The sequence below is a fragment of the Micromonospora sp. WMMD882 genome, assembly GCF_027497255.1.
GTDB lineage: Bacteria > Actinomycetota > Actinomycetes > Mycobacteriales > Micromonosporaceae > Micromonospora.
The window spans coordinates 130076-155595 of the sequence record NZ_CP114903.1 but is presented as its reverse complement, the minus strand read 5'-3'; the positions used below and the strand labels follow the sequence as shown (position 1 = coordinate 155595).

The 25520-nt window shown below is 73.6% G+C and carries 25 protein-coding genes; 14 read left to right on the top strand and 11 right to left on the bottom strand.

Annotation, left to right across the window (positions count from 1 at the left end):
* Positions 1-16: 16 nt before the first annotated feature.
* Together O7606_RS00675 and O7606_RS00670 are read left to right on the top strand one after the other, a co-directional pair.
* Positions 17-526, top strand: coding sequence for a hypothetical protein (locus tag O7606_RS00675; RefSeq protein ID WP_281597023.1), 510 nt, complete (start codon positions 17-19; stop codon positions 524-526).
* A 90-nt stretch (positions 527-616) separates the two neighbouring features.
* Positions 617-1462 (top strand): DUF4097 family beta strand repeat-containing protein, encoded by an 846-nt coding sequence (locus O7606_RS00670; RefSeq protein ID WP_281597022.1) that lies wholly within the window; start codon positions 617-619, stop codon positions 1460-1462.
* A gap of 24 nt (positions 1463-1486) precedes the next feature.
* On the opposite strand, the gene O7606_RS00665 is transcribed toward O7606_RS00670, so the two are convergent.
* The gene (locus O7606_RS00665) at positions 1487-2971 is read right to left on the bottom strand and encodes an NYN domain-containing protein (RefSeq protein WP_281597021.1); all 1485 of its coding nucleotides are present in this window, start codon (positions 2969-2971) and stop codon (positions 1487-1489) included.
* A gap of 135 nt (positions 2972-3106) precedes the next feature.
* On the opposite strand from O7606_RS00665, the gene O7606_RS00660 reads away from it, so the two are divergent.
* The 5 genes from O7606_RS00660 to O7606_RS00640 all read left to right on the top strand — a co-directional run bounded on the left by O7606_RS00660 (position 3107) and on the right by O7606_RS00640 (position 8997).
* Complete coding sequence (locus tag O7606_RS00660) at positions 3107-4861, top strand: DEDD exonuclease domain-containing protein (RefSeq protein WP_281597020.1); 1755 nt, start codon at positions 3107-3109, stop codon at positions 4859-4861.
* A 129-nt stretch (positions 4862-4990) separates the two neighbouring features.
* Positions 4991-6772 carry an HD domain-containing protein gene (locus O7606_RS00655; RefSeq protein WP_281599422.1) on the top strand — a complete coding sequence of 594 codons (1782 nt, stop codon included), beginning with the start codon at positions 4991-4993 and terminating at the stop codon, positions 6770-6772.
* Between the two features lie 54 nt (positions 6773-6826).
* Positions 6827-7363, top strand: coding sequence for an NUDIX domain-containing protein (locus tag O7606_RS00650; protein ID WP_281597019.1), 537 nt, complete (start codon positions 6827-6829; stop codon positions 7361-7363).
* Positions 7360-8211: a sugar phosphate nucleotidyltransferase gene (locus O7606_RS00645; RefSeq protein ID WP_281597018.1), complete on the top strand. Its 852-nt coding sequence runs from the start codon at positions 7360-7362 to the stop codon at positions 8209-8211. Before O7606_RS00650 ends, O7606_RS00645 begins: the two co-directional genes overlap by 4 nt.
* Positions 8212-8709: 498 nt before the next feature.
* A complete protein-coding gene (locus tag O7606_RS00640; RefSeq protein ID WP_281597017.1) occupies positions 8710-8997 on the top strand; it encodes an Lrp/AsnC ligand binding domain-containing protein in 288 nt (95 codons plus the stop codon).
* Between the two features lie 516 nt (positions 8998-9513).
* Here O7606_RS00640 and O7606_RS00635 read toward each other — a convergent pair.
* The 5 genes from O7606_RS00635 to O7606_RS00615 all read right to left on the bottom strand — a co-directional run bounded on the left by O7606_RS00635 (position 9514) and on the right by O7606_RS00615 (position 14678).
* Complete coding sequence (locus tag O7606_RS00635; RefSeq protein WP_281597016.1) at positions 9514-10209, bottom strand: DUF4142 domain-containing protein; 696 nt, start codon at positions 10207-10209, stop codon at positions 9514-9516.
* 194 nt (positions 10210-10403) lie between these two features.
* Positions 10404-12035 carry a ubiquinol-cytochrome c reductase cytochrome b subunit gene (locus tag O7606_RS00630; protein WP_281597015.1) on the bottom strand — a complete coding sequence of 544 codons (1632 nt, stop codon included), beginning with the start codon at positions 12033-12035 and terminating at the stop codon, positions 10404-10406.
* The gene (locus tag O7606_RS00625) at positions 12032-13111 is read right to left on the bottom strand and encodes a Rieske 2Fe-2S domain-containing protein (RefSeq protein WP_281597014.1); all 1080 of its coding nucleotides are present in this window, start codon (positions 13109-13111) and stop codon (positions 12032-12034) included. Before O7606_RS00625 ends, O7606_RS00630 begins: the two co-directional genes overlap by 4 nt.
* Positions 13112-13178: 67 nt before the next feature.
* Entirely contained in the window at positions 13179-14015 is an 837-nt protein-coding gene (locus O7606_RS00620; RefSeq protein ID WP_281597013.1) for a cytochrome c, read from the bottom strand.
* 63 nt (positions 14016-14078) lie between these two features.
* On the bottom strand, positions 14079-14678 hold the full coding sequence (locus tag O7606_RS00615) for a heme-copper oxidase subunit III (protein ID WP_281597012.1): 600 nt from the start codon (positions 14676-14678) through the stop codon (positions 14079-14081).
* A 165-nt stretch (positions 14679-14843) separates the two neighbouring features.
* On the opposite strand from O7606_RS00615, the gene O7606_RS00610 reads away from it, so the two are divergent.
* The 4 genes from O7606_RS00610 to O7606_RS00595 all read left to right on the top strand — a co-directional run bounded on the left by O7606_RS00610 (position 14844) and on the right by O7606_RS00595 (position 18075).
* The gene (locus O7606_RS00610; protein WP_348651129.1) at positions 14844-15800 is read left to right on the top strand and encodes a cytochrome c oxidase assembly protein; all 957 of its coding nucleotides are present in this window, start codon (positions 14844-14846) and stop codon (positions 15798-15800) included.
* Between the two features lie 206 nt (positions 15801-16006).
* The gene (locus O7606_RS00605) at positions 16007-16417 is read left to right on the top strand and encodes a hypothetical protein (RefSeq protein ID WP_281597011.1); all 411 of its coding nucleotides are present in this window, start codon (positions 16007-16009) and stop codon (positions 16415-16417) included.
* A gap of 114 nt (positions 16418-16531) precedes the next feature.
* The gene (trpD, locus tag O7606_RS00600) at positions 16532-17578 is read left to right on the top strand and encodes an anthranilate phosphoribosyltransferase (protein WP_281597010.1); all 1047 of its coding nucleotides are present in this window, start codon (positions 16532-16534) and stop codon (positions 17576-17578) included.
* 284 nt (positions 17579-17862) lie between these two features.
* On the top strand, positions 17863-18075 hold the full coding sequence (locus tag O7606_RS00595; RefSeq protein WP_281597009.1) for a hypothetical protein: 213 nt from the start codon (positions 17863-17865) through the stop codon (positions 18073-18075).
* A 157-nt stretch (positions 18076-18232) separates the two neighbouring features.
* On the opposite strand, the gene O7606_RS00590 is transcribed toward O7606_RS00595, so the two are convergent.
* Both O7606_RS00590 and coxB read right to left on the bottom strand, forming a co-directional pair.
* Positions 18233-18658 (bottom strand): cytochrome c oxidase subunit 4, encoded by a 426-nt coding sequence (locus O7606_RS00590; RefSeq protein ID WP_281597008.1) that lies wholly within the window; start codon positions 18656-18658, stop codon positions 18233-18235.
* 10 nt (positions 18659-18668) lie between these two features.
* Positions 18669-19643 (bottom strand): cytochrome c oxidase subunit II, encoded by a 975-nt coding sequence (coxB, locus tag O7606_RS00585; protein WP_281597007.1) that lies wholly within the window; start codon positions 19641-19643, stop codon positions 18669-18671.
* Positions 19644-19836: 193 nt separating this feature from the next.
* Here coxB and O7606_RS00580 point away from each other — a divergent pair, with 193 nt between their 5' ends.
* On the top strand, positions 19837-20988 hold the full coding sequence (locus tag O7606_RS00580; protein ID WP_281597006.1) for an aminotransferase class V-fold PLP-dependent enzyme: 1152 nt from the start codon (positions 19837-19839) through the stop codon (positions 20986-20988).
* Positions 20989-21029: 41 nt separating this feature from the next.
* The gene (locus O7606_RS00575; RefSeq protein WP_281599420.1) at positions 21030-21254 is read left to right on the top strand and encodes a sulfurtransferase TusA family protein; all 225 of its coding nucleotides are present in this window, start codon (positions 21030-21032) and stop codon (positions 21252-21254) included.
* 170 nt (positions 21255-21424) lie between these two features.
* On the opposite strand, the gene O7606_RS00570 is transcribed toward O7606_RS00575, so the two are convergent.
* The 3 genes from O7606_RS00570 to O7606_RS00560 form a co-directional block, all read right to left on the bottom strand.
* Positions 21425-22405 carry a carbohydrate kinase family protein gene (locus O7606_RS00570; protein ID WP_281597005.1) on the bottom strand — a complete coding sequence of 327 codons (981 nt, stop codon included), beginning with the start codon at positions 22403-22405 and terminating at the stop codon, positions 21425-21427.
* 181 nt (positions 22406-22586) lie between these two features.
* The gene (gene erpA / locus O7606_RS00565) at positions 22587-22955 is read right to left on the bottom strand and encodes an iron-sulfur cluster insertion protein ErpA (RefSeq protein WP_275031003.1); all 369 of its coding nucleotides are present in this window, start codon (positions 22953-22955) and stop codon (positions 22587-22589) included.
* 118 nt (positions 22956-23073) lie between these two features.
* A complete protein-coding gene (locus tag O7606_RS00560) occupies positions 23074-24210 on the bottom strand; it encodes a glycerate kinase (protein WP_281597004.1) in 1137 nt (378 codons plus the stop codon).
* A 94-nt stretch (positions 24211-24304) separates the two neighbouring features.
* On the opposite strand from O7606_RS00560, the gene nadA reads away from it, so the two are divergent.
* Entirely contained in the window at positions 24305-25480 is a 1176-nt protein-coding gene (gene nadA / locus O7606_RS00555) for a quinolinate synthase NadA (protein ID WP_281597003.1), read from the top strand.
* The last annotated feature ends 40 nt before the right edge of the window (positions 25481-25520 follow it).

The following is a 25520-nucleotide window of genomic DNA, read 5'->3' as shown; positions in this document are numbered from 1 at the left end:
ATGCCATGATGACGTCATGCAGCTTGCTCCGTACGTGGAACACCTCCGCGCCGAACTGGCCTCCGTCGCCGCGCTCGGCGGCGACGACACCCGGGCGCTCGCCGAACGACTGACCGGGCCGCTGGAGTCGGCGTTCCGGTTGGCCCTGCTGGACGCCCTGGGCGCCGCAGCCGAGGAGATCACCCGCGAGCTGGCCCCCGGCGCGGTCGAGCTGCGCCTGCGCGGTCAGGAGCCCGGCTTCGTGGTGACGTCACCGCCGGCCACCCCGGCGCCCCCGGACGAACCGCCCACCGTCGACCCGGTGGCGTCACCGCCCGAGACGGAGGAGGGGGCGACCACCCGGATCACCTTCCGCCTGCCCGAGCACCTGAAGAACCGGATCGAGGAGACCGCCGGTCGGGAGGGCCTGTCGGTGAACGCCTGGCTGGTCCGCGCGGCCACCGCCGCGGTCACCACCGCCGCCCGCCCGGACCCGCGACCCCGTGCCCCCCGGGGCGGGCAGCGCTACACCGGCTGGGCCCGCTGACCACCTGGCAGGCCCACCGCCGCCCGAGCTGTGCCCCGCGACCCGCGCTGCCCGCGACCCGACCCGCCCACCCGTCAGGAGGGACCCACCGTGCCCACGTTCGACACGCCCCAGCCGCCCACCGTCACCGTCGACCTCGCCGCCGGCCACGTCTGGCTCACCGCCACCGACCGCGCCGACACCGTCGTCGAGGTCCGACCCAGCAACGCCGCCGTTGACACCGACGTACGCGCCGCCGAGCAGACCCACGTCGAGTACGCCGACGGCAACCTGCTCGTCCGCGGGCCCCGACCCCGCACGCTGGGCCTGTTCGGCCGGGTCGGCTCGGTGGACGTCACGATCGCCCTGCCGAGCGACGCGGCGGTGCGCGGCACCGCCTCGGCGGGCACCTTCCAGGGCACCGGCCGGCTGGGCGGTTGCCGGTTGCGCACCTCCGCCGGTGACCTCCGGTTGGAGCGCACCGGCGACCTGGAGCTGGACACCTCCGCCGGCGCCGTCACCGTCGAGCAGGTCACCGGCCACGCCCGGATCAGCACCGGCAGCGGTGACGTACGCCTCGGGGAGGTCACCGGCGACGCGGTGGTCAAGAACTCCAACGGCGACAGTCACCTCGGCGCCGTCGACGGCGAGGCGCGGGTCACCTCCGCCAACGGCGACATCGTGCTGACCCGGGCCGGCGGCCCGGTCGAGGCCACCACCGCCAACGGCGACATCCGGATCGGCGAGGTCGCCGGCCGGTCGGTGTCGGTCCGCACCGGCTGCGGTGGGATCGACGTCGGCGTCCGGGACGGCACGCCGGCCCTGCTCGACCTGCACACCGGCTACGGCAACGTGGACAACCAGTTGCGGCCCTGCGACGAGCCCGACCGGCCCGACGAGGCGGTGCGCCTCACCGCCCGCACCTCGTCCGGCGACATCGTCGTCCGGCGGCGCTGACCGGCCCGGCCCGGCCGCCGGGTCTCAGGCGCGGGCCAGCCGGCGCAGCAGCGAGTCCGCGCCGAGCGGGTACGCGCCGTGCCGGCGTACCCCGTCGGCGACCTCGCGGTCGGAGGAGATCACCACCACCGGGCGGCCCGACGGCTCGGCCCGGACCAGGCGGCGGATCAGCTCGTCGGCGGTCTCCCCCTTGCGGGAGAACAGCACCCGCACCCCACGCGGCGACGGCGGCAGCCCGTGCATCCGCTCCGCGCCGTCGAAGACCACGGTGACCTCGTCGCCGGTCTGCGCGGCGATCCCGCCGAGGCCGCTGATCAGCCGTTTGCGCTGCTGTTCCAGGGACATCTCCCCGAAACCGCGTTTGGTGACGTTGTACCCGTCGACCACCAGGTGCGCCCGGGGCAGGGCGAGGAGCTGGTCCAGGCGGGCCGGGTCGTCGGTGTCCCGGGCGCGGGTGGCGGGGCCGGCCGGGGCGGCGGAGGACTGCTCGGCGAACGCGTCGGCGACGAAGTCGGCCGGCAACCGGTCCACCGGGTCCAGGGCCAGCTCACGGCGGAGCCCGACGGCCGCCTGGCCGATCGTCTCCAGCAGCAGCCACAGCCGCGCGTCGTCGACCGACCGGGCCTCCTTGGCGCTGGCCCGGGCCACCCCGGCGGCGGACTCCGCCTCGGCCAGCCTGGCACGGGCCCGACGCAGCTCGGCATCAGCGTCCGCGGCGGCCCGGCTGGCCCGGCCGCGCTCGGTGGCGAGCAGCTCGTTGGCCCGGCGCTCCCGGGCCTGGGTCTCGCGCAGGGTCCGGGCCAGCACCCGGTGCTCCTCACGGAGCTGACCCAGCTCGTCGCGGACCCGGGCCAGCTCGTCGCGGAGCTTGTCCGCCTCCACCCGGGCCACCGCCCGGTCGTGCTCGGCCCGGGTGGCCCGCTGCTCGGCCTCCCGGACCAGCTCGGCGACGACCGCGCTGTCCGCCTCGGCGCGCACCGCCGCGCCGCTGGCCTCGATCAGGTCCCGCCAGGCCGGCGGCCGGGCGAGGTAGGCGAGGGCGGCCACCTCGACCGGGTCGGCGGCGGCCGGGGCGGTGCCCTCGACGACGGCGGCGCCGAGGTCGCCGGCGTCGGCCAGCACCCGGGCGGTGATCCGCTGCCGGAACAGCGGGTCGGCGGTGAGCTGCGCGGCGATGGCCGGCGCGCCCAGTCGGGCCCGGCGGTTGGGCGCGAATTTGGCGATCCGACGCAGCGGCACCGGCACCTCGTCGCCGGGCAGGCCGGGCAGCACCGTGGCGGCGAGCGCCACGATCCGCTGGCGCACCGGCTCGGGCAGCACCGGCTCGGGCTCCGGAACGCCCCCTTCAGGCTCGGAAACGCCCGGCTTGCCCTCGGGAACGCCCGCATCGGGCTCGGAAACGCCCGGCTCACGGTCGGCGGGATCAGTCGCGCCGCTGACCGCGTCGAGCCCAGCGTCGACCGCCCCCTGCCCGGGGAGGTGGTCGTCGGGCGGCTCGGAGAGGGGCATGTGGCAAGTCTCCCACCGCGAGCGGGCCCACCGCCCGGTGAGTGAGCCGATCTCTCATCCTAGGCCCGTGGTAACGCCTGGGGCGGTTGGTACGCGAGTGTGGGAGTGTCGCACCGGGGCGCTAGCGTGCCGGCCGTGACCAGCGGGGAGTACGTGCAGCAGACACTGGCCGGGCTGACGCCGGCCGGGCCGGGCGTCGACCCGGAGCTCCCGTTGCACGCGGTGACCTTCGTGGTGGTCGACCTGGAGACCACCGGCGGCTCGCCGGACGGCGGCGGCATCACCGAGATCGGCGCGGTCAAGGTACGCGGCGGCGAGGAGCTGGGCGTGCTCGGCACCCTGGTCAACCCGGGGCAGCCGATCCCGCCGTTCATCACCGTGCTGACCGGCATCACCGAGGCGATGCTGCTGCCCGCGCCGCCGATCGAACGGGTGCTGCCCAGCTTCCTGGAGTTCCTCTCCGACGCGGTGCTGGTCGCCCACAACGCCCCGTACGACGTGGGTTTCCTCAAGGCCGCCTGCGCCCGGCACGGCTACCGCTGGCCCAACCCCCGGGTGTTGGACACCGCCGCGTTGGCCCGCCGGGCGCTCACCTCCGACGAGGTGCCCAACCGCAAGCTCGGCACCCTCGCCGCGTACTTCCGCGCCGCCACCACGCCGACCCACCGGGCCCTGGACGACGCCCGGGCCACCGTCGACGTGCTGCACGGGCTGATCGGGCGGCTCGGCGGGCACCGGGTGCACACCCTGGGCGAGGCGATCGAGTTCGTCCGGGCGGTCACCCCCACCCAGCGGCGCAAACGTCACCTCGCCGACGGGTTGCCCAGGGCGCCCGGGGTCTACGTCTTCCGCGCCGCCGACGACCGGCCGCTCTACGTCGGCACCTCCGGCGACGTCGCCACCCGGGTCCGCAGCTACTTCACCGCCGCCGAGAAGCGGGCCCGGATGTCCGAGATGCTGGCCGCGGCGGAACGGGTGGAGGCGGTGGAGTGCGCCCACTCCCTGGAGGCCGAGGTACGCGAGCTGCGGCTGATCGCGGCGCACGCGCCGCCGTACAACCGGCGGTCGAAGTATCCGGAGCGGGCCGTCTGGCTCAAGCTCACCGCCGGGCCGTACCCGCGGCTGTCGGTGGTCCGCGAGATCGGCCCGGCCGACCGGGGGTACCTCGGGCCGTTCGGGTCGCGGCGTTCGGCGGAGCTGGCCGCGGCGGCGTTCCACGACGCGTTGCCGCTGCGCCAGTGCACCCACCGCCTGTCGCTGCGCGTCGTCACGCCGGCCTGCGCGCTGGCCGAGCTGGGTCGCTGCCCGGCGCCCTGCGAGCACCGGATCACCCCCGAGGAGTACGACCACCGCGCGGCGTCGCCGTTTCGCGCCGCCACCACGGGCGACCCGCAGCCGGTGGTGGACGCGCTGCTGGCCCGGATCGCCGCGCTCTGCGCCGACCAGCGGTACGAGGAGGCGGTGGTGGTCCGGTCCCGGCTGGCGGCGGCGCTGCGGGCGACGGTCCGCATGCAACGCCTGGCCGGGCTGACCCGGATCGCCGAGCTGGCGGCGGCCCGGCCCGCCGCCGGTGGCGGCTGGGAGCTGGCGTTGGTGCGGCACGGCCGGCTGGCCGGGGCCGGGGTGTCCCCGCCGGGGGTCCACCCGGGACCGACGCTGCGCCTGATCCGGGCCACCGCCGAGACGGTGGTCCCCGGTCACGGTCCGGTCCCGGCGGCCACCGCGGCGGAGACCGAACGGATCCTGTCCTGGTTGGAACGCCCGGAGACCCGGCTGGTCGAGATGTCGGCCGGGTGGTCCTCGCCGGTGGCCGGGGCGGCCCGGTTCCGTGAGCTGCTGGCGAAGGCCGAGCGGGCGGTATCGGTCCAACTCTCGACCGAACGCCCATGAGCAACTGACCAAACGGATGACACCGCCTCGCATAGGCTGTTAGAGAAGTGCAGTCCTGCCCGTTTCGTGGGCCTGCTCCCGGTTACCGGCGAGAGGTGGCTGTGGAGCCAGGGTGAGGAGGTGTCCCAGGTGGACGTCGACGCCGGACACGGCGCCGCCCTGGGGGGCGCGCTTCCCACACCCGCGGACCTCCCGCTCGCCCGTCGGCTGCGGTCCCTGCTGTCCTGGCCGAGCCACGACCCGGACCCGGTCACCCAGCTCGTCCGCGCCCACCGCGGGGCGCACCCGAACGCCGACACGGCGGTGCTGCGCAAGGCGTACTCGATCGCGGAGAACATGCACCGTGGCCAGTTCCGCAAGAGCGGTGAGCCGTACATCACGCATCCGCTGGCGGTCGCCCAGATCTGCGCCGAGCTCGGCATGGACACCACCACCCTGGTCGCCGCGCTGCTGCACGACACGGTGGAGGACACCCGCTACACCCTCCAGGCGCTCGCCGGGGACTTCGGCCACGAGGTGGCCCACCTGGTCGACGGGGTGACCAAGTTCGACAAGGCGTTCTACGGCAAGGCCGCCGAGGCGGAGACCGTCCGAAAGATGATCATCGCGGCCGGCAAGGACGTCCGGGTGCTGATCATCAAGCTGGCGGACCGGCTGCACAACATGCGTACCCTCGGGGTCCGCTCGGCCGCCTCCCGCAACCGGATCGCCACCAAGACCCTCGACGTGCTGGTGCCGCTCTGCGACCGGCTCGGCATCCAGGCCCTCAAACGCGAGCTCGACGACGTCGTCCTGCTGCACCTGCACCCCGACGAGCACGCCCGCATCCAGCGCCACCTGCACGACCGGCCGGGCTGGGACGCGTACCTGCGGGAGATCGTCGCCCGGACCCGGGTCGCGCTGCGCCGCAGCAAGGTCGACGCCACGGTCGCCCCCCGACCCCGGCACCTCTACTCGATCTGGAAGGACACCGTCGCCGGCAACCACGCGATGCCGTACGACCTGCCCCGGATCGCGATCGTGGTGGACGGCCCGGCCACCGACTGTTACGCCGCGCTGGGCGCGGTGCACGGGCTCTGGCGGCCGATGCCGGGCCGCTTCAAGGACTTCATCGCCTCCCCGAAGAACAACCTCTACCGGTCGCTGCACACCACCGTCCGCGGCCCGCAGGACCGCGCCGTCGAGGTGCTGATCCGCACCGAGGAGATGCACCGCACCGCCGAGTACGGCGTCGCCGCCGACTTCCGTTTCCCCCGGGCGGGCGGGCCGGCCGCCAGCCAGCAGCTCGACTGGCTGCGCCGGGTGCTGAACTGGGAGCAGGACGCGCCGGACCCGAACCAGTTCCTCCAGTCGCTGCGCTGCGACCTGGCCGAGGCGCAGATCCAGGTGTTCGCCGAGGGGCGACAGATCCTGCTGCCGGCCGGAGCCACCCCGGTCGACCTGGCGTACGAGTTGGGCGCCGACCGGGGCGACCGCTGCCTCGCCGCGAAGATCAACGGCCGGCTCGCGCCGCTGTCCTCCCAGTTGGCGGAGGGCGACGTGGTGGAGATCTTCACCGAGACCGCCACCGACAACGGCCTCGACGCGCTCGGCGTGCCCCGGGGACCCCGCCGGGAGTGGCTGGAGTTCGTCAAGTCCCCGCACGCCCAGATGCAGATCAACAGATGGTTCGCCGACCACACCGAGCCGGGCATCTCGATCGCCGACAAGGTGCGGCTCGGTCGGGCCACCATCGGCCTCGCGCTGCGCAAACACGACCGGGGGCTGGCCAGCGACCTGCCGTTGCTACGGCTGTCCGAGGAGCTCGGCTACCCCGACCTGGAGACCCTGCTGGTGGCCGTCTTCGACCGGGTCGTCGAGCCGGACACTCTGGTCCGGCAGCTCATCGACCTCGTGGACCAACGCCAGTAAAGGTTTTCACCCCCGGTGGCCGGGCCGGTGGGCGTGAGCCACTAGCCTGAGACGATGATCCCCCGTTCCCGCGCCACCGCTCGGGCCGTCGGTTACCGGACGTTCTACCGGCTGCCGGTGGGCCTGCGCCGACGGCTCGTCCGGCTCGCCGTCCCGAAGTACATCGTCGGCGCGGTGACCCTCGTGCGGGACGCCGAGGCGGACGGGGCCGGACGGCTGCTGCTGCTGCGCCAGCCGCCCGGCCACAGTTGGACCCTCCCCGCCGGCCTGCTGCAGCGCGGCGAGTCGCCGGTGGTGGGCGCGGCCCGGGAGCTGGCCGAGGAGTCCGGCGTCCGGCTCTCCCCCGACCGGCTGCGCCCGGCCGTGCCGAACGCCATCGTGCACGCGAAGGGCTGGGTCGACGTGGTCTTCGAGACGGAGGTGCCGGCCTCGACCACCGCGCTGGTGGTCGACGGCGCGGAGGTCTTCGAAGCCGCCTGGCACCCGCTGGACGACCTGCCCCGGCTGAGCCGGGCCACCGCCCGCCTGCTCGGCTACTACGGCATCGGTCCGCTCGCCGGGCAGCTCCCCGAGGCCGGGCCGACGACGTGAGCGGCGGCGCCCCGCCGGACGTCTGTGCCGTCGTCCTCGCCGCCGGTGAGGGCACCCGGCTGCGCCCGCTGACCGCGCGGCTGCCCAAGGCGCTCTGCCCGGTGGGCAACGTCCCTCTGCTGGACCGGGCGCTGACCCGGGTCGCCGGGCTCGGGTTGAGCGGCCCCGGGCAGGTCGCGGTGAACGCCTGCTACCTGGGCGACCAGGTGGTCGACCACGTCGGGTCCCGCGCCCACCTCTCCGTCGAGCCGGGCGACCCGCTGGGTACGGCCGGCGGCGTCGGCAACCTGCGAACCTGGATCGCCGGCCGGGGAGTGCTGGTCGGTAACGCCGACGCCTACCTGGCCGCCCCGGACGCCGCCCCCGGGCCCGACATCGCGGCGCTGCTCGACGGCTGGAACGGCGAGACGGTACGCCTGCTCGGCCAGCCTGCCCCGGACCCGACCGAGCCGGGCACGTTCGGCGGGCACCGGTTCGTCGGCTTCTCCCTGCTGCCGTGGCGGCTGGTCCGTGACCTGCCGCCGACCTTCGGCGACCTGGTCCGGGCGGTCTGGCGGCCGGCCGAGGCGGCCGGGGCGCTGGAGGTGACGGCGTTCCGCGGCGTCTTCTACGACACCGGCACCCCCCGCGACTACCTCGCCGCGAACCTGCACGCCGCCGCGGGCGGCTGCCTGGTCGCCCCGGACGCCACGGTGACCGGCCGGTGCCGGGAGACCGTGGTCGGGGCCGGCGCGGTGGTCGCCGGTGACACCGTCCGCACGGTGGTCTGGCCCGGGGCGACGGTACGCCCGGACGAGTCGCTGCACGACACGATCCGCGCCGGCGCCGATCTCACCGTCCCGGCCTAGTCCCGAGGTCATCCCCGCTTCCTCCCGCCGACCGTCGCCTGGTCCGAGGCCGGCACGGCGCGACGAGCCGAACGGGCGCGTCGGAGCCGGCACGGTCCGGCGGACCCGGCACGGCGCTGACATCGTGCGGCGAAGCCGGCACGGCGGGGCGAAGCCGGCACGGCGCAATGCGAGACCGACTGCTGTGCCCGCGGGCCCCTTTCGAGCTGCCCCGTTTGTGCGTCCGGCCGCGACCGTGCTGGTCGGGTCGCGGGCAGCATGATCTGAACACGGTGAGCCCGCGCCCCTCCCAGCTGGGCCGGTCCCGCCCCGCCCTGCCTACCCCGCCTGCCCCACCCGCCCTAGCTGCGGGCTGGCGGGCTGGCGGGCTGGCGGGCTGGCGGGCTGGCGGGCTGGCGGGCTGGCGGGCTGGCGGCAGCATTGCCGTCCCGGTCAGCCGGTGACCCGACGGGTGACGCACTAGCATGGGCTCGACGTCGACGAACGGAGAAGCCCCCCGTGATCACCGCCATCGTGTTGATCGACTGCGCCACCGACTCGATCCCCGAGGTGGCCGAGGCGTTGGCCGCCCTGCCCGGCGTCAGCGAGGTCTACTCGGTGGCCGGTCACGTCGACCTCATCGCCGTGGTCCGGGTCCGCGAGTTCGAGCAGATCGCCAAGGTGATCGCCGGCAGCATCTCCAAGGTGCCCGGTGTGATCAACACCGAGTCGCACATCGCCTTCCGGGCGTACTCGCAGCACGACTTGGAGGAGGCGTTCGCGATCGGCCTCGCCAACGCCGACTGAGCGCCCACCCTCGCGCTCACCAGGCGGGGACGGACCCCGACCCGCGTCCGCGGGCAGCGCGGGCAAGCGACCGAAGGCTGCGCAGGGCACCGGGCCAGGCCCCGGACGCCCCGCCGGACAGCTCCGGACGCCCCGCCGGAAAGGCCGGACAGGGGACGCCGTGCCGGACAGGGGACGCCGTGCCGGACAGGGCGGCCGGAGAGCCGGGCGGGCGCACGAACGGGGCAGCTCGACAGGGACTCAGGGGGTAGTAGTTCCGCCGTCGCCAGCGCCGCCGCACCGAGGCGTCGCCGGCACGAGGACCGCCGTCAACCCACCGCCGTCGGGCACCGCCGTCGGGCACCGCTGTCCGTACACCACCGTCTGCGGGCCGCCGTCAGCAGAGGCTCGTCTTGACGGGCGGAGACGGGGCCGGCCACCCCACCGCTACGGGCGGATCGGCCGGACGTACGCGCCCGTGCGCCGGTCCACCTGTGGTGGACCGGCGCACGCGGCCTCGGTGTGGAGCAGGCCGGGTCAGCTGGCCGTGGGCGCCGGTGTGGCGCCACCCGGGGCGGTGCCGCCCGGGGCCGGCGTGGTCGCCGGGCCACCCGGCGGCGCGGTGGGCGGGCTCACCGACGGGTTCGGCGTCGGGGCGCCGTTGCCCCCCGGGCCGGGTGTGCCGCTGGCGCTGGCCTGCGGGACCGGGACGCCCAGCTCCTCGGCCAGGGCCACCAGTGACTCGTAGTGCGTCTGCAGCACCGGCAGGGCGTCCTGGGCGAGCTGGACGACCGACTGCTCGGAGCCCTGGGCGATCTCGGTCTGGGTGGCCTGGATCGCCTGGACGTGCCCGGCCAGCTCGGCGGTCACCCATTCCCTGTCGAACTCCGCGCCGCTGACGTTGTTGAGCTGGTCCTCCACGGCCTGCTGGTCGGCGGTCGGCTCGGCGGGCAGGTCGACCTTCACCTGCTTCGCGACCTCCTGCACCGTCTGGTCGAGTTGGGTGTGGTCGGTGACGAACTGCGCGCCGAGGTCCTTGACCTGCTGGTTCTGGCCCTTCTCCTGGGCCAGTTCACCGGTGACGATCTCGGCCAGGTTGACCTGGTGGATCGCCTGCAGGTACTGCCGGTCCTGGGTCGACGGCTGTGCCGCCTGGCCCGCCGTGGCAGCGGCGGGCGCCAGCCCGGTCAGCGTCAGGGCGGCCACCACCCCGAGCCGCTTGATACCCCACATGTTTCCTCCCCGTGGTCGTTGGACCGCACGGATACCCGGCTGGCCCGGTTTAACCCCCCGGCGTCGTCCGACAACAGGGCCGTGCGTGCGGCACGGGCGGCGAGACCAGGGACGACGCCGGACGGTACGCGGGAAACGCACGTGGCGCCCGCCGGAGATCCGGCGGGCGCCACGTGCGGTGCGGTACGGGTGGATCAGTGGCGGCTCGGGCCGCTGCCGATCTCCTCCCGCTCGGGGCGGGGCTCCACCGGAGGATGCCCCGGCGAGACCGGCGCCTCGACCGGCTTCTCGATCGGGTAGAAGAAGCCCTTGATGGCCGGGCCGAGCGCGCCGAGCCGGTTCATCTTCTTGGGCACCACCCAGCCGACGTACTCCAGCTCGCCGTGGCCGTCGCCGTGCCCGTCCGCCGCGCTGAGCGGCTGGTGCACCTCGACGAACCGGCCGTCCGGCAGCCGCCGGATGATGCCGGTCTCCACGCCGTGCGCCAGGACCTCCCGGTCGTGCTGCTGGAGCCCGAGACAGATCCGGTACGTCACGTAGTAGGCCAGCGGGGGCAGGATCAGCAGGCCGATCCGGCCGGCCCAGGTCATCGCGTTCAGGCTGATCTGGAACTTGTCCGCGATCACGTCGTTTGCCCCGGAGAGCGTCAGGACCAGGAAGAAGGCGATGGCCATCGCGCCCAGGCCGCTGCGGTTCGGGACGTCACGCGGGCGCTGGAGCAGGTTGTGCGCGCGGTAGTCCTTGAGCTGTCGGGCCTCGACGAACGGATAGAGCGTCGACAGCCCCACCAAGATGCCGGGCAGCACCACGGTCGGCCAGAACAGCGGTGGGATGACGTACCCGTCTCCGATCGGGATGTTGATCTCCCAGGCCGGCATGAGTCGGGTCGAGCCGTCGAGCATCATGACGTACCAGTCGGGCTGGCTCGCCGCCGACACCACCCACGCCTCGTACGGGCCGAAGAGCCAGATCGGGTTGATCTGGAACAGACCGCCCAGCAGCGCGATGACGCCGAAGACGACCATGAAGAAGCCGCCCTGCTTGAGCACGTAGCGCGGGAACATCCGCTCGCCGACCACGTTGTCGTTGGTCCGGCCGGGGCCGGGCCACTGGGTGTGCTTCTGCTTGAAGACCAGACCGACGTGCACCCCGATCAGGGCCAGCAGCAGACCCGGGATGAGCAGCACGTGGGCGATGTAGAAGCGGCTGATGATGATCTCGCCCGGGAACTCGCCGCCGAAGATCGACGAGGTGACCCAGGAGCCGATCACCGGGATGGAGAGCATGATCGCCGAGGCGATCCGCAGGCCGGTGCCGGAGAGACCGTCGTCCGGCAGCGAGTAGCCGGTGAAACCGGCCAGGAAGCCGATCCAGAACAGCAGCGAACCGATGATCCAGTTGGTCTCCCGCGGCTTGCGGAACGCGCCGGTGAAGAAGACCCGGAGCATGTGCACCACGATCGCCGCCATGAACAGCAGCGCCGACCAGTGGTGCATCTGCCGCATGATCAGGCCGCCCCGGACGTCGAACGAGATGTCCAGGCTGGAGGCGTACGCGGCGGACATCGGCGTGCCCCGCAGCGGGGCGTAGCTGCCGTTGTAGATGACCTCGGTCATCGCCGGCTCGAAGAAGAAGGTCAGGAAGACACCGGTCAGCAGCAGGACGATGAACGAGAAGAGCGCGATCTCGCCCAGCAGGAACGACCAGTGGTCGGGGAAGACCTTGTTGAGCACCCGGCGCAGCGGCGTCGACACGGCGAACCGGTCGTCGACCCCGACGGCGGCCTTGCCGGGCACCGCTGCTACGTCAAACTTTCGGCGCTTCATGGCCGCTCCCAGAAGTCGGGCCCGACGGTCTCGGTGTAGTCGGACTTTGCCACGAAGAAGCCCTCGTCGTCCACCTCGATGGGCAGCTGGGGCAGACGCCGGCTGGCCGGGCCGAAGATGGGCCGGGCGTTGTCGGTGATCAGGAACTGCGACTGGTGGCAGGGGCAGAGCAGCCGGTTGGTCTGCTGCTCGTAGAGGCTGGCCGGGCAGCCCGCGTGCGTGCAGATCTTGGAGTACGCGGCGTAGTTGCCCCACATGTAGCCGCCGTGCCCGACCCGCTCGTTGGCCGCGCGGGCCTCCTGGGCGTCGGACTCGCGCAGGTGGATCAGCAGGGTCACCGAGTCGGCGTGCCGGTTGCTGACGCCATCGGCGATGCCGGGGAAGACGGTGATCTGACCGCCGGCGCTGACGTCGGCCGGGCGGACCGGACGGCCGTCCTCGCGGACCAGCCGGATCCGCTCGCCGCCCTCGCCGGGGTGGAAGCCGGTGACGAACATCTGGTTGTTCTCGTGCGGCTGCTTGATCAGACCGCCGACCAGCGGGGCCGCGGCGATCGCGCCGACCGGGGCCAGGCCCGCCAGCAACGAGATGCCGAGCAGCGGACGGCGCTTCACGCCCAGCTCGTCGGCGACGTAGAGCATGGTCTGCCCGGTGATCCGGCGACCCTCGGCGTCCACCTCGCCCTCGTGCCGGTCCTGGATGGCGACCTCCTTGGGCAGCAGCTTCTTGCCCCAGGTGAGGATGCCGAAGCCGATGCCGAGCAGGGCCACGCCCAGGGTCACGCCGAGCAGCGGGGTGTAGTAGTTGTAGCCGCTGCTGCCGGGCCGGTACTCCCAGGGCCACCAGATGTAGACGACCAGGAAGGCGGTCGCGGCCAGCCCGGTGAGCAGGAAGAACGAGGCGACCAGCCGGGTCGTCCGCCGTTCGGCCTTGCTGCCCGGGACGAACTGCGGCTCGTAGTGGACGATCTCGATGTCGTCCCGGCGCAGGCCCTCCTGGACGATGTCGAACCGGGTCAGCTCGGGGTCGCCGACGTCGATCGGCTTGCGGGCCGGGTTCTGGGTGTGGGTGCTCATGCCGTCACCTCGCTACGGGCGGCGCCGAGCGCGGGCACCACGGCGCTGAATCGGATGATCCGCTCGGTCACGACTTGCCCGCGATCCACAGGGAGGCGAAGACGAGCGCGACGATGCCGACCAGGAAGACGACCAGGGCCTCGGTGGAGGGGCCGTACCGTCCCAGGTTGAACCCGCCCGGGTCCTGGTCGTTCTTCAGGGTCTCCTGGATGTAGGCGATGATGTCCGCCTTCTGCTCCGGAGTGATCTGGTTGTCGCCGAACACCGGCATGTTCTGTGGGCCGCTGAGCATCGCGGCGTAGATCTGCCGGTCGGTGGCGGGGTGCAGGCTCGGGGCGTACTTGCCGGAGGACAGCGCGCCGCCGCCACCGCCGAAGGCGTGGCACTGGGAGCAGTTGATCCGGAACAGCTCGCCACCGGTGGCGAGGTTGGCGTCCGCGCGGAGGTCCCCGTCCGGGACCACCGGGCCGCCGCCGAGCTCCTGGACGTACTGGGCGAGCTGACGGGTCTGCTCGTCGGTGAAGACCGGGGTCTTCCGCTCCGCCTGCGCCTCCTGCCGGGCCATCGGCATCCGGCCCGAGCCGACCTGGAACTCGACCGAGGCCGCGCCGACGCCGACGAGGCTCGGCCCGCGCCCCTCGACCCCCTGCGCGTTACGGCCGTGACAGGTCACACAGCTCACGTCGAACAGCGCCTTGCCCTCGGCGGCGGCGCCGGTGAGCGGCGGATTGTCCTGCGCCTGGGCGCCCGGGGCGAAGGCGGTGTAGGCGCCGCCGGCCAGCATGAGCGCGGCGATCAGCCGGACCGCGGCGCCCAGCCGGCGGCGGCCCCTGCTGGGCGCCGCGGACCGCTCGCGGCGCAGCCGCGCGAGCAGGCCGCGTCGGCGGTCGTTGTCAGAAGTCATGACCTGTGTCCTTAACCGGTTGGACCTTGTGTCTCGGGGACGGAGCGGCGCACGGCGCCAAGATCACTGGAGCCAGTAGATCATGAGGTACAGCCCGATCCACACCACGTCGACGAAGTGCCAGTAGTAGGACACGACGATGGCCGACGTGGCCTGGGCGGGAGTGAACCGGCCCATGGTGGTGCGGATCATGAAGATGACGAAGGCGACCAGACCGCCGGTCACGTGCAGGCCGTGGAACCCGGTGGTCAGGTAGAACATCGAGCCGTACCCGTCCGCGTTGATCTTGATGCCCTCGTGGACCAGCTCGCGGTACTCGTTGAGCTGACCGAGCACGAAGATCAGGCCCATCACGAAGGTGATCGTGAACCAGCGCCGCAGCGCGTGCACGTCGCCCTTCTCGGCGGCGAACACCCCGAGCTGACAGGTCACCGAGGACATCACCAGGATCACCGTGAAGGTGGTCGCGTACGGGATGTTCAGGTGCTCGGTGTGCTCCGCCCACTGCTCCGGCGCCGCCGCGCGGATGGAGAAGTACATCGCGAACAGGGCCGCGAAGAACATGAGTTCACTGGAGAGCCAGACGATCGTCCCGACGCTGACCATGTTCGGGCGCGTCAGAGAATGGATCCGGCTCTTGTCAATGGCTGGGGCCGCAGTCACGGGCTCATTATTGCTCCCGATCAGGCCCGGCGAGCAGCGGGGTGGCACAACCGCCCTCCGGGTGACCCGGGCGACAGCGGACGGCCGACCCGGTCGACGGCGAACGGGTGACCACCGGGCGGCCCGACGGACGGCGTCCGGTTCGCCTGGCCTAGCCTGAAAAGCGTGCTGCACCTCGACCCGACGTTCACCACCAGCCCGGCGAGCGGGGCCGGCGCCCGGCTCGCCGCCGCGCCGCCGCCGTTCGAGGTCACCCGGGTCGTCACCGAGGCCCGGCTGGACTCCTGGTTGACCCTCGGCCTGGTGCTGGCCGCCGGGCTGTACCTCTACGGAACGCACCGGCTGCGGCTGCGCGGCGACCGCTGGCCGGTCGCCCGGACGGTCTTCTTCCTCGGCCCGGGGCTGGGCGGCATCGCCCTGGTCACGCTCAGCGGACTGGGCGCGTACGACACCGCGCTGCTGTCGGTGCACATGGTCCAGCACATGGTGCTCTCCATGGTGTCGCCGATCTTCCTGGCGCTCGGCGCGCCGGTCACCCTCGCGCTGCGCACCCTGCCGAAGGCGCCCCGCCGACGACTGCTGGCGGTGGTGCACAGCCGGATCGCCCGGATCTACACGTTCCCCCTGGTCGCCTTCACGATCTTCGTGGTGAACCCGTTCGTGCTGTACTTCACCGACCTCTACCGGTACACCCTCGAACACGGGTGGGCCCACGAGCTGGTGCACGCCCACTTCATCATGACCGGCTGCGTGTTCTTCTGGCCGCTGCTCGGCCTGGACCCGCTCCCCGGCCGCTGGCCGTACCCGGCCCGGGCGCTGCTGATGCTGCTCTCCGTGCCGTTCCACACGGTGCTCGGCCTGACCATCATGCAGAGCACCACCCTGTTCGGCGGCGACTGGTACCCCTCGCTCGGGCTGAGCTGGTCCGACCCCCACGACGACCAGGTCGTCGCCGGCGGCATCCTCTGGGCCGGCGGCGAGTTCGTCAGCATCACCATGCTGGCCGTGCTGGTGGCGCAGTGGGTCCGCCAGTCCGAGCGGGAGGCCCGCCGGGTCGACCGGGACCTCGACCGTCAGGAGGCCCGCGAGGCCCGGGAACGCGCCGCCGGCACGCCGGCCTGACCCGCGCCCCCGGCACGCCGGCCTGACCAGCGCCCCCGGCACGCCGGCCCGACCCGCACCCGCCGGCCCGCCGACCCGACCCGCACCCGCCGGCCCGACCCGCGCCGCCCGGGCGGGGGTGACCGGTCCGGCCGGGCGGGCCGCCGCCGGTCCGGAACCGACCGGTACGATCAGCACCGCAGCTACGAGGTGGGAGCCAGCCAGCGATGAGCGATCGTCTTTACACCGTCCTGCTCTACAGCGACGACCCGCAGGTGCGTGACCGCATGCGCCTGGCCGTGGGCGCCCGTCCCGCCGCCGACCTGCGTGTCGAGTTCGTCGAGGCGGCCAGCTACGACGAGTGCATCCGACTGGTCGACGACTACGAGATCCACCTGATGCTGCTCGACGGCGAGGCCACCCCCGCCGGGGGCATCGGCATCGCCCGGCAGATCAAGGACGACCGCACGGACGCCCCGCCGACCTGCGTCGTCCTGGCCCGCGCCGCCGACCGCTGGCTGGCCGCGTACGCCGAGGTCGACGCCACCCTGGTGCACCCGCTCGACCCGGTGGCCACCGGCGACACCGTCGCCGAGCTGCTGCGCCGCCAGGCCACCGACGGCACCCGCGTCGGCTGACCGTTCCCCGTCGCACGGTCCGGGCCCGTCCCGGTCTCCGTGGTCGTCCGGCCCGGGCCGTCAGCGTGGACGCCGGGTCCCCTCCGCATCCCACCCCTGCTCGGGAGGCCCGCCATGGGCGATCGGACCTGGCCGCACCTGCTCGCCTCGCTGCTGCGCGGCGCGGAGCTCTCCACCGCCGACACCGCGTGGGCGATGAGCGAGATCATGTCGGGCGCGGCCACCCCCGTGCAGATCGCCAGCTTCGCCGTCGGGCTGCGCGCCAAGGGTGAGACGCCGACCGAGGTGATCGGTCTGGTCGAGGCGATGCTCGGCAACGCCGTCCCGGTCGACCTGCCGGCGGACGTCCGGGACACCGCGCTGGACGTGGTCGGCACCGGCGGCGACCTGGCCCACACGGTCAACATCTCCACCATGGCCGCGCTGGTCGTGGCCGGCGCGGGCGTCCGCGTGGTCAAGCACGGCAACCGCGCCGCCTCGTCCTCCTGCGGCACGGCCGACCTGCTGGAGTTCCTCGGCGTGCCGCTCGACCTCGACCCGGAGCAGGTGGTCCGCTGTGTGACCGAGGCCGGCATCGGGTTCTGCTTCGCCGGGCGCTTCCACCCCGGCATGCGCCACGCCGGCCCGGTCCGCCGCGAGATCGGCGTGCCCACCTTCTTCAACTTCCTCGGCCCGCTGAGCAACCCGGCCCGCCCCCGCGCGGGCGCGGTGGGCTGCTTCGACACCCGGATGGCCCCGGTGATGGCGGCCGTCTTCGCCGCCCGCGGCGACTCGGTGCTGGTGATGCGGGGTGAGGACGGGCTGGACGAGTTCAGCACCGCGGCGCCCACCCGCTTCTGGGTGGCCCAGGGCGGCGCCGTACGGGAGACGCTGCTCGACTCGACCGACCTCGGGGTGCCCCGGGCCACCCTGGCCGACCTGCGCGGCGCGGACGCGCCGTACAACGCCGACATCGCCCGGCGGGTGCTGGCCGGCGAGCACGGGCCGGTCCGGGACGCCGTCCTGGTCAACGCCGCCGCCGCGCTCGCCACCCAGGGCCCGCTCGACGGGGACCTGCGCACGGCGGTGCGCGCCGGCCTGGACCGGGCCGCCGAGTCGATCGACTCCGGCGCGGCGGCCCGCGCTCTCGACGGCTGGATCGAGGTCGCCCGCTCGGTCTGACCGGCCCCGCCAGCCGCCCGGGTCCGGCCCCGCCGGACCCGGCCACTCGGGACCGGCCCGCCGGAACAGGGCGCTCCGCCCGGCCCCGCCGGAAGCCGGCCCCACGAGCCGGGCCGAGCCCGAGCCGAGCCCGAGCCGGGCCGGCGCCGGACGGGCCTGGTCGGCGAGGTTGTCGGACCGGCGTGCCAAACTACAGCCGAGTAGTTTTCCGCCGCTGCCGTGCCCGGCGTCCGGGCCGCGCCCGTCCCGTCGGCCGGCAGCCACCGCAGAGAAAGGAGACGCCCGTGTCGGAGCGCGAGCTGTACTGCGACAGGTGCCAGGGCGTCCAGCCGTTCGAGGTGCCGCCCTGCGTCGACGGCCACGGGGCGGACTGCCCCGAGGTGGTGTGCACCGGCTGCGGCGCCGCCCTGGTGATCGCCACCTTCACGTTCCGGCCGATCCGGCTGGCCGACCGACGTCGGTTCCCCGGGCGCGCCACCCGCCGTCGCGCCGCCTGACCCACGGCGGCCCGCCTCACCCGGGGCCCCGGGTCGTCCCGCTCCCGCCCGGGTCTCGGGCCGGCCGGGCACCGTCTCTGGCCGGGTACGTCGAAGGCCGCCTCCCGCGGTGGGAGGCGGCCTTCGACGTACGGTCCGACCGGCAGGCGCCGGCCGCTCAGTGCTCGGCGGTGCGCCGGGTGCCGGTGTAGTACTCGAACAGCAGGCCCGAGGAGGCGAGGATCACCGCCACCAGGCCGACGCCCAGCAGCCAGAACTGCCACAGCACCAGGCCCATGCCGGAGATGGCCGCCGCGAGCGCCAGGCCGAACGGCCAGTAGCTGCCCGGGCTGAAGAAGCCGATCTCGCCCGCGCCGTCGGCGATCTCACCGTCGGCCCGGTCCTCCGGACGCAGGTCGATCCGGCGGGCGACGAACCAGAAGAAGCCGCCGCACATCGCGCAGAGCAGGAACGACAGCAGCAGGGCCACCGTGCCGACCCACTCGACCCGGCCGGTCTCACCGGCCGTCCAGGCGCCGTAGAGGACCGTGGCGAACAGCAGGAAACCCGCGATGATGGAGAAGATCTTCCATTCGGTACGCATGCCCGCCCCCTCAGCGTCCCGCGCCGGCCGACGCGCCGGCCGCGTTGTTGAAGTTGCTCTCGGTGCGCCGCGTCTCGAACGGCCGGGTGGTCGTCGCGTACGGGTCCTCACCGATCGACTGGAGGGCCTCCTGGGTCGACCGGCCGTCCCGCTTGGCGGCGAGGAACTGGTCGTACTGGTCGGGAGAGACCACCCGCAGCTCGAAGTTCATGAAGGCGTGGTAGCTGCCGCACAGCTCGGCGCAACGGCCCACGTACGCGCCCTCGGTCACCAGCTCGGAGACCTCGAACTCGTTGCGGATGTTGCCCGGCATGACGTCCCGCTTGAACAGCAGCTCCGGCACCCAGAAGGAGTGGATGACGTCCTTGCTGGTCTCCTCGAACCGGATCGACCGGCCCGTCGGCAGCACCAGGATCGGGATGACCTCGCTGGTGCCCAGCACCGAGGCGACCGTGTTGGCGTCCCGGCCCAGCCCGTCGCGGTAGTTGAACTGCCAGTTCCACTTGAACGCGACGACCTCGACCACGACGTCCGGGTTCGGCGTGCGCCGCTCGACGTCGGTCTGCACGACCGCGGTGTAGTAGAAGAGCACCGAGACGACGAGGATCGGCGCGATGGTGTAGAGGAACTCCATCGGCATGTTGAACCGGGTCTGCACGGGCAGCTCGTTGCCGCGCTTGCGGTAGCGGACGATGCACCAGAAGATCAGGCCCCAGACGAAGAACCCGACGGCGAGCGCCGCGATGCAGGACGCGATCCACAGGTCGTACATCCGCCGCGACTCGGCCGAGATGCCGCCCTGCGGCCAGCCGAACCCGTCGAACGCCGCCCCGACGTCGCACCCCGTCAGCAGGACCAGCGTCGCCACCGCGCCGAGACCGAGCCCGGCGAGCCGACCGGCGCCCCGCCCCCGACGCCCACCGGCTCCTCGGGAAGCACCGTGCCGTACGGCCGACGACCGTACCTCCGAACTCCTTGCGACCACCTGGTCCTGCCTCCCTAGCGCGCCGCGATGCCTGGTCGGCTGCCGCCCGGCCGGGCGGAGCGACGGCACCGGCGGCAAAGGCGTCACCGACGGTCGCAGATTACTCGACCATGACGGACCGGACCGCTCTGGGGTCGAGTGTCCACCACCGTCGGGGGATGGTGTGGCCTGCCCACGCGCTACCTTGGCACCCGTGAGCGCTCCCCCGGTCTACCTGGACGCGGCCACCGCCGCGCCGTTGCACCCGGTCGCGCGGCAGGCGCTGGCCGTCGCCCTGACGGACGGGTGGGCCGACCCGGGGCGGCTCTACGCCCAGGCCCGCCGGGCCCGCCAGCTCCTCGACGCGGCCCGGGCCGCCGCCGCGGAAACCCTCGGCGTACGCCCCGACGAGCTGTCCTTCACCGCGAACGGCACGACGGCCGCGCACGGGGCGGTGCTGGGCGGGCTGGCCGGGCGACGCCGGGCCGGGGCGACGCTGGTGCACTCGGCGGTCGAGCACTCGGCGGTGCTGCACGCGGCCCAGCGGCACGAGTCCGCCGGCGGGTCGGCGGTGTCGGTGCCGGTCGACCGGCTGGGCCGACTCGACCTCGACGAGTGGTCGGCGGCGGTACGTGCCCCCGGGGTGGCCTGGGCCGCGCTGATCGCCGCCAGTCACGAGGTGGGCACCGTCCAACCGGTCGCCGAGGCCGCCGCCGCGTGCGCCGCCGCCGGGGTGCCGCTCTCCGTCGACGCCGCCCAGGTGGTCGGCCGTGCGCCGCTGCCGGCCGGCTGGTCGGTGCTGACCGCCAGCGCGCACAAGTGGGGCGGACCGGCGGGCGTGGGGCTGCTGGTGGTACGCAAGGGCGTCCGCTGGGAGTCGCCGTGGCCGACCGACGAGCGGGAGTCGGGACGTGCCCCGGGGTCGGTGAACCTGCCGGCGGTGGTCGCGGCGGCGGCGAGCCTGCGCGCGGCGGCGGCCGACGCGGCGGCCGAGGCGGCCCGGCTCGCGCCGCTGGTGGACCGGATCCGCGCCCGGGTCGCGGCCGAGGTGCCGGACGTCGAGGTCGTCGGCGATCCGGTGGACCGCCTCCCGCACCTGGTCACCTTCTCCTGCCTGTACGTCGACGGCGAGGCGCTGCTGCACGCGCTGGACCGGCGCGGGTTCGCGGTGTCGTCCGGGTCGTCGTGCACCGCCTCGACGCTGCGACCGTCGCACGTGCTGGAGGCGATGGGGGTGCTCTCGCACGGCAACGTCCGGGTCAGCCTGCACCGGGAGACGACGGAGGCGGACGTCGGGCGTTTCCTGGCCGAGCTGCCGGGGATCGTCGCCGACCTGCGCGCCGAGGCCGGCGTGGTGGGCCTGTGACCGGCGTGGGGTCGGGTCGGGGCGCGGGCGGCGGCTCGGTCGTGGTGCTGGACTGTCTGGGGCAGCGCTGCCCGTTGCCGGTGATCGCGCTGGCCCGCCGGCTGCCGGAGCTGCCGGTCGGCGCGGTGGTCCGGGTGCTCGCCGACGACCCGGCGGCGGCGGTGGACATCCCGGCCTGGTGCCGGATGCGCGGCCAGGAGTTCCTCGGCGCTCTGCCCGACCCCGCCGGCGACGCCCCCGCCTACGAGGTCCGCCGCGCCCACTGACCGCCCCGCTCGGCATCTCCCGCCGGCAAGGAGATCTTGGACACTTGCCGTCGTAATACGACGGCAAGTGTCCAAGATCTCGGGGGTCAGCCGGAGATGGCGTCAGCGACGCCGGAGGACCAAGAGCTCTTGATCACCGAGGCGACACCGGGCGGGACAGGTGGGGTGGGTCAGCCGAGGAGGTGGGGGCGGACGTCGGTGGCGGCCTGGTCGCCGTACGAGTGGGCGAGGCGCTTGACGAAGGTGTCGGCGTCGAGGGCGTACTCCTGGGCGCCGTTGTTCTCCAGCACCAGCGCGGCGGTGAGGCAGCCGACCTGGGCGGCGCGTTCCAGGCTGAGCCCCCAGGAGAAGCCGGCGAAGAAGCCGGCCCGGAAGCCGTCGCCGACCCCGGTCGGGTCCACCGGGCGGGCGTCCCGGACAGCCGGCACGTGGATCCGGTCGACGTCCCGGCCGACGATCTCCACGCCGTCCTTGCCGAGGGTGGTGACCCGGATGGTGACCCGGTCCAGGAGCTGGGCGTCGGTCAGGCCGGCCTTGCTCTGCAACAGCGACTTCTCGTACTCGTTGGTGAGCAGGTAGGCGGCGCCGTCGATCAGGCTGGCGACCTCGTCGCCCGCCATGAAGGCGAGCTGCTGGGACGGGTCGGCGGCGAACGGGTAGCCGCGCTCCCGGCACTCGGCGGAGTGCCGCTGCATCGCCTCCGGGTCGTTCGCGCCGACCAGGACGAGGTCGAGCCGGCCGCCGAGGCGCTGCGCCACCGGGGCCAGCTCGATGTTGCGGGCCTCGCTCATCGCCCCGGCGTAGAACGACGCGATCTGGCACATCTCGGTGTCGGTGGTGCAGACGAACCGGGCGGTGTGCCGCATCTCGCTGACGTGCACCGACTCACAGTCGACCCCGTGCCGCTGAAGCCACGAGCGGTAGTCGGCGAAGTCCACGCCGACCGCGCCGACCAGCACCGGCCGCAGTCCGAGCTGCCCCATGCCGAAGGCGATGTTCGCGGCGACGCCGCCCCGCCGGACGACCAGGTCGTCGACGAGGAAGGACAGCGAGACCTTGTCGAGCTGGTCGGCGATGAGCTGCTCGGAGAACCGACCCGGGAAGTTCATCAGGTGGTCGGTGGCGATCGAGCCGGTCACGGCGATCTTCATGTCATCCCTCGCGGTCGGCAGCAGAGCGCCGGTCAGCCTACCGGCCCGGCAATCCTCCCACCGGCCCTCGGTCGGCACATCTCCGTTCGAGTGGAGCTCGAGGGACGGCGACGGGCGGGACCGCGCCCCTGGTCGGAAAGGGGGCGGGCCCGCCCGTGGCGGCCGTGCTATCGCCCGCGACTCAGCTGAAGGAGTCGCCGCAGGCGCAGGAGCTGCCGGCGTTCGGGTTGTCGATGGTGAAGCCCTGGGCGTCGATCCGGTCGGCGAAGTCGATGGTGGCGCCGGCCAGGTAGGGGGCGCTCATCCGGTCGACGACGACCTCGACCCCGCCGAAGTCGCTGACGACGTCACCGTCGAGCGAACGCTCGTCGAAGAAGAGCTGGTACCGCAGGCCGGAGCAGCCGCCCGGCTGCACCGCGACCCGGAGCCGCAGGTCGTCGCGGCCCTCCTGCTCGATGAGGGCCTTGACCTTCTGCGCCGCGACGTCGGTGAGGACGACGGACGTGGGGGCCTTGGCCTCGGTCGAGTCGGTCTGCGCTGGCGTGGTCACGTGGAATTCTCCCTGCGCGCGTCGGTGTGGTCGTCTCTGGCCAACGTCCCCGCCGGTCCAGTTGATTCCCACTGTGGTCCAGAACCGATTGTAGGCCGCCCCGCCGGGACGGACCCGGTCAGCGGCTCCACTGCCGGGCCAGCCGCGCGCCCAGCTCCCGCAGTCCCTCGGCGGGCCGGGTCATCGCCGCCTCCAGCCCACCCCGCTCCTCGCCGCCGTAGTGGTCGACCAGGCTGTACGTGTCGGTCACCCCGGCGGTCGCGGCCTCCCGCCGGCCGGTGGCGACCCGACCGGCCACCACCACGCAGGGCAGGCCGCGGTCGCGGGCGGCGCCGGCCACCCCGGCGACCACCTTGCCGCGCAGCGACTGATGGTCGAACGAGCCCTCGCCGGTGATCACCAGGTCGGCGGCGTCGAGGGCGGCGTCCAGGCCGATGGCCCTGGTGACCAGCCCGATGCCGGACTCGCACCGGCCGCCCAGGGCGAGGATCGCCGCCCCGAGCCCGCCGGCCGCGCCGCCGCCGGGCAGCGCGCCCAGGCCGGCCGGGCACCCCGGCAGATCCTTCTCCAGTACGGCGGCGAAGCGTTCCAGCGCGGCGTCCAGCAGCAGCACGTCCGCCCGGTCCGCCCCCTTCTGCGGCCCGTAGACGTTGCTCGCCCCGTGCAGCCCGAGCAGCGGGTTGTCCACGTCGGTGGCGGCGACGAGGGTGGCGGCGCGCAGCCGGGGCACGCCGTCCAGGGCGGCGACGGCGGTCAGCGCGGCGCCGCCGTACGGCAGGGCCTGGCCGGTCCCGTCGAGCGGGGTCACGCCGAGCGCGGTGAGCAGGCCCGCCCCGGCGTCGTTGGTGGCGGAGCCGCCCAGGCCGATCACCACCGTCCGCGCGCCGTGCTCCAGCGCCGCGGCGACCAGCAGGCCCAGCCCGTACGAGGTGGTGGTCTTCGGGTCGCGCTCGGCGGCGGCGAGCAGGTGCAGCCCGCACGCCTGGGCGCTCTCAAGGTAGGCGGTCCCGTCCGGGGTGAGCAGGATCTCCCCGGGCGCCGGGCGGCCCAACGGGTCGACTGTCGGCACCGGCACACGCCGGCCGCCGAGCGCGTCGGCGAGGACGGCGACGAAGCCGGGGCCGCCGTCGGCGAGCGGGCGGATGAGCAGGTCGTCGGCGGCGGCGACGGTACGCCAGCCGGCGGCCACCGCCTGGGCGACCTCCTGGGCCGGCAGGGTGCCGGCGAACTTGTCCGGGCAGAGCAGCACGCGCATGCCCGCAGTGTGGCAGCCCACATCAGGGCCGGGCAGTGTGGCAGCCCACATTCGGGAAAGCGGCATCCGGTGCGCGTTGTGGGAGCATGGGAACGTGACTTCGACCTGGGTGGAACCCTCCAACACCGCGACGGCGCTGCTGCTGCTCGGCCGGGGCAGCGATCCTGCCACGGAGCGTGGCGTGGAGTGTCCGGGTGACCTTCCCGCGCCGAGCGACCCCGATCTGGTGGCCCGCGCGGCGGCGGCGAAGGCGGCGCTGGGCGACCGGGTGTTCGTGCTCGGTCACCACTACCAGCGGGACGAGGTGATCCAGTTCGCCGACGTGACGGGCGACTCGTTCAAGCTGGCCCGGGAGGCGGCGGCCCGGCCGGACGCCGAGTACATCGTCTTCTGCGGCGTGCACTTCATGGCCGAGAGCGCCGACATCCTCACCTCGGACGCGCAGCGGGTGATCCTGCCCGACCTGGCCGCCGGCTGCTCGATGGCGGACATGGCGGTCCTGTCGCAGGTCGAGACGGCCTGGGAGGTCCTGGCCGAGTTGGGCGTCGCCGCCGACACCGTCCCGGTGACGTACATGAACTCCTCGGCCGACATCAAGGGGTTCGTCGGCCGGCACGGGGGCGTGGTGTGCACCTCGTCGAACGCCAGACGCGCCCTGGACTGGGCGTACCAGCAGGGGCGGAAGGTGCTCTTCCTACCCGACCAGCACCTGGGCCGGAACACCGCCGTGCTGGAGATGGGCCTTACGCTCGACGACTGCGTGCTCTACGACCCGCACAAGCCGAACGGCGGGTTGACCGCCGAGCAGTTGCGGGCCGCGAAGATGATCCTGTGGCGGGGGCACTGCTCGGTGCACGGCCGGTTCACCCTCGACAGCGTCGACGACGTCCGGGCCCGGGTGCCCGGGGTCAACGTGCTGGTGCACCCGGAGTGCCGGCACGAGGTGGTCACCGCCGCCGACCAGGTCGGCTCCACCGAGTACATCATCAAGGCCATCGAGGCTGCCCCGGCCGGGTCGGCCTGGGCGGTCGGCACCGAGCTGAACCTGGTCCGCCGGCTCGCGCTGGCCCACCCGGACAAGCAGATCATGTTCCTCGACAAGGCGGTCTGCTACTGCTCGACGATGAACCGGATCGACCTGCCGCACCTGGTCTGGGCGCTGGAGGAGCTGGTCGCCGGGCGGGTGGTCAACCAGATCACCGTCGACGCCGACACCACGCACCACGCCCGGGTGGCGCTGGACCAGATGCTGGCCCTGCCGGGCGCCTGAGCCCCCGAAGTGCGGATACGTACCTCCGTCACCCTTTCAT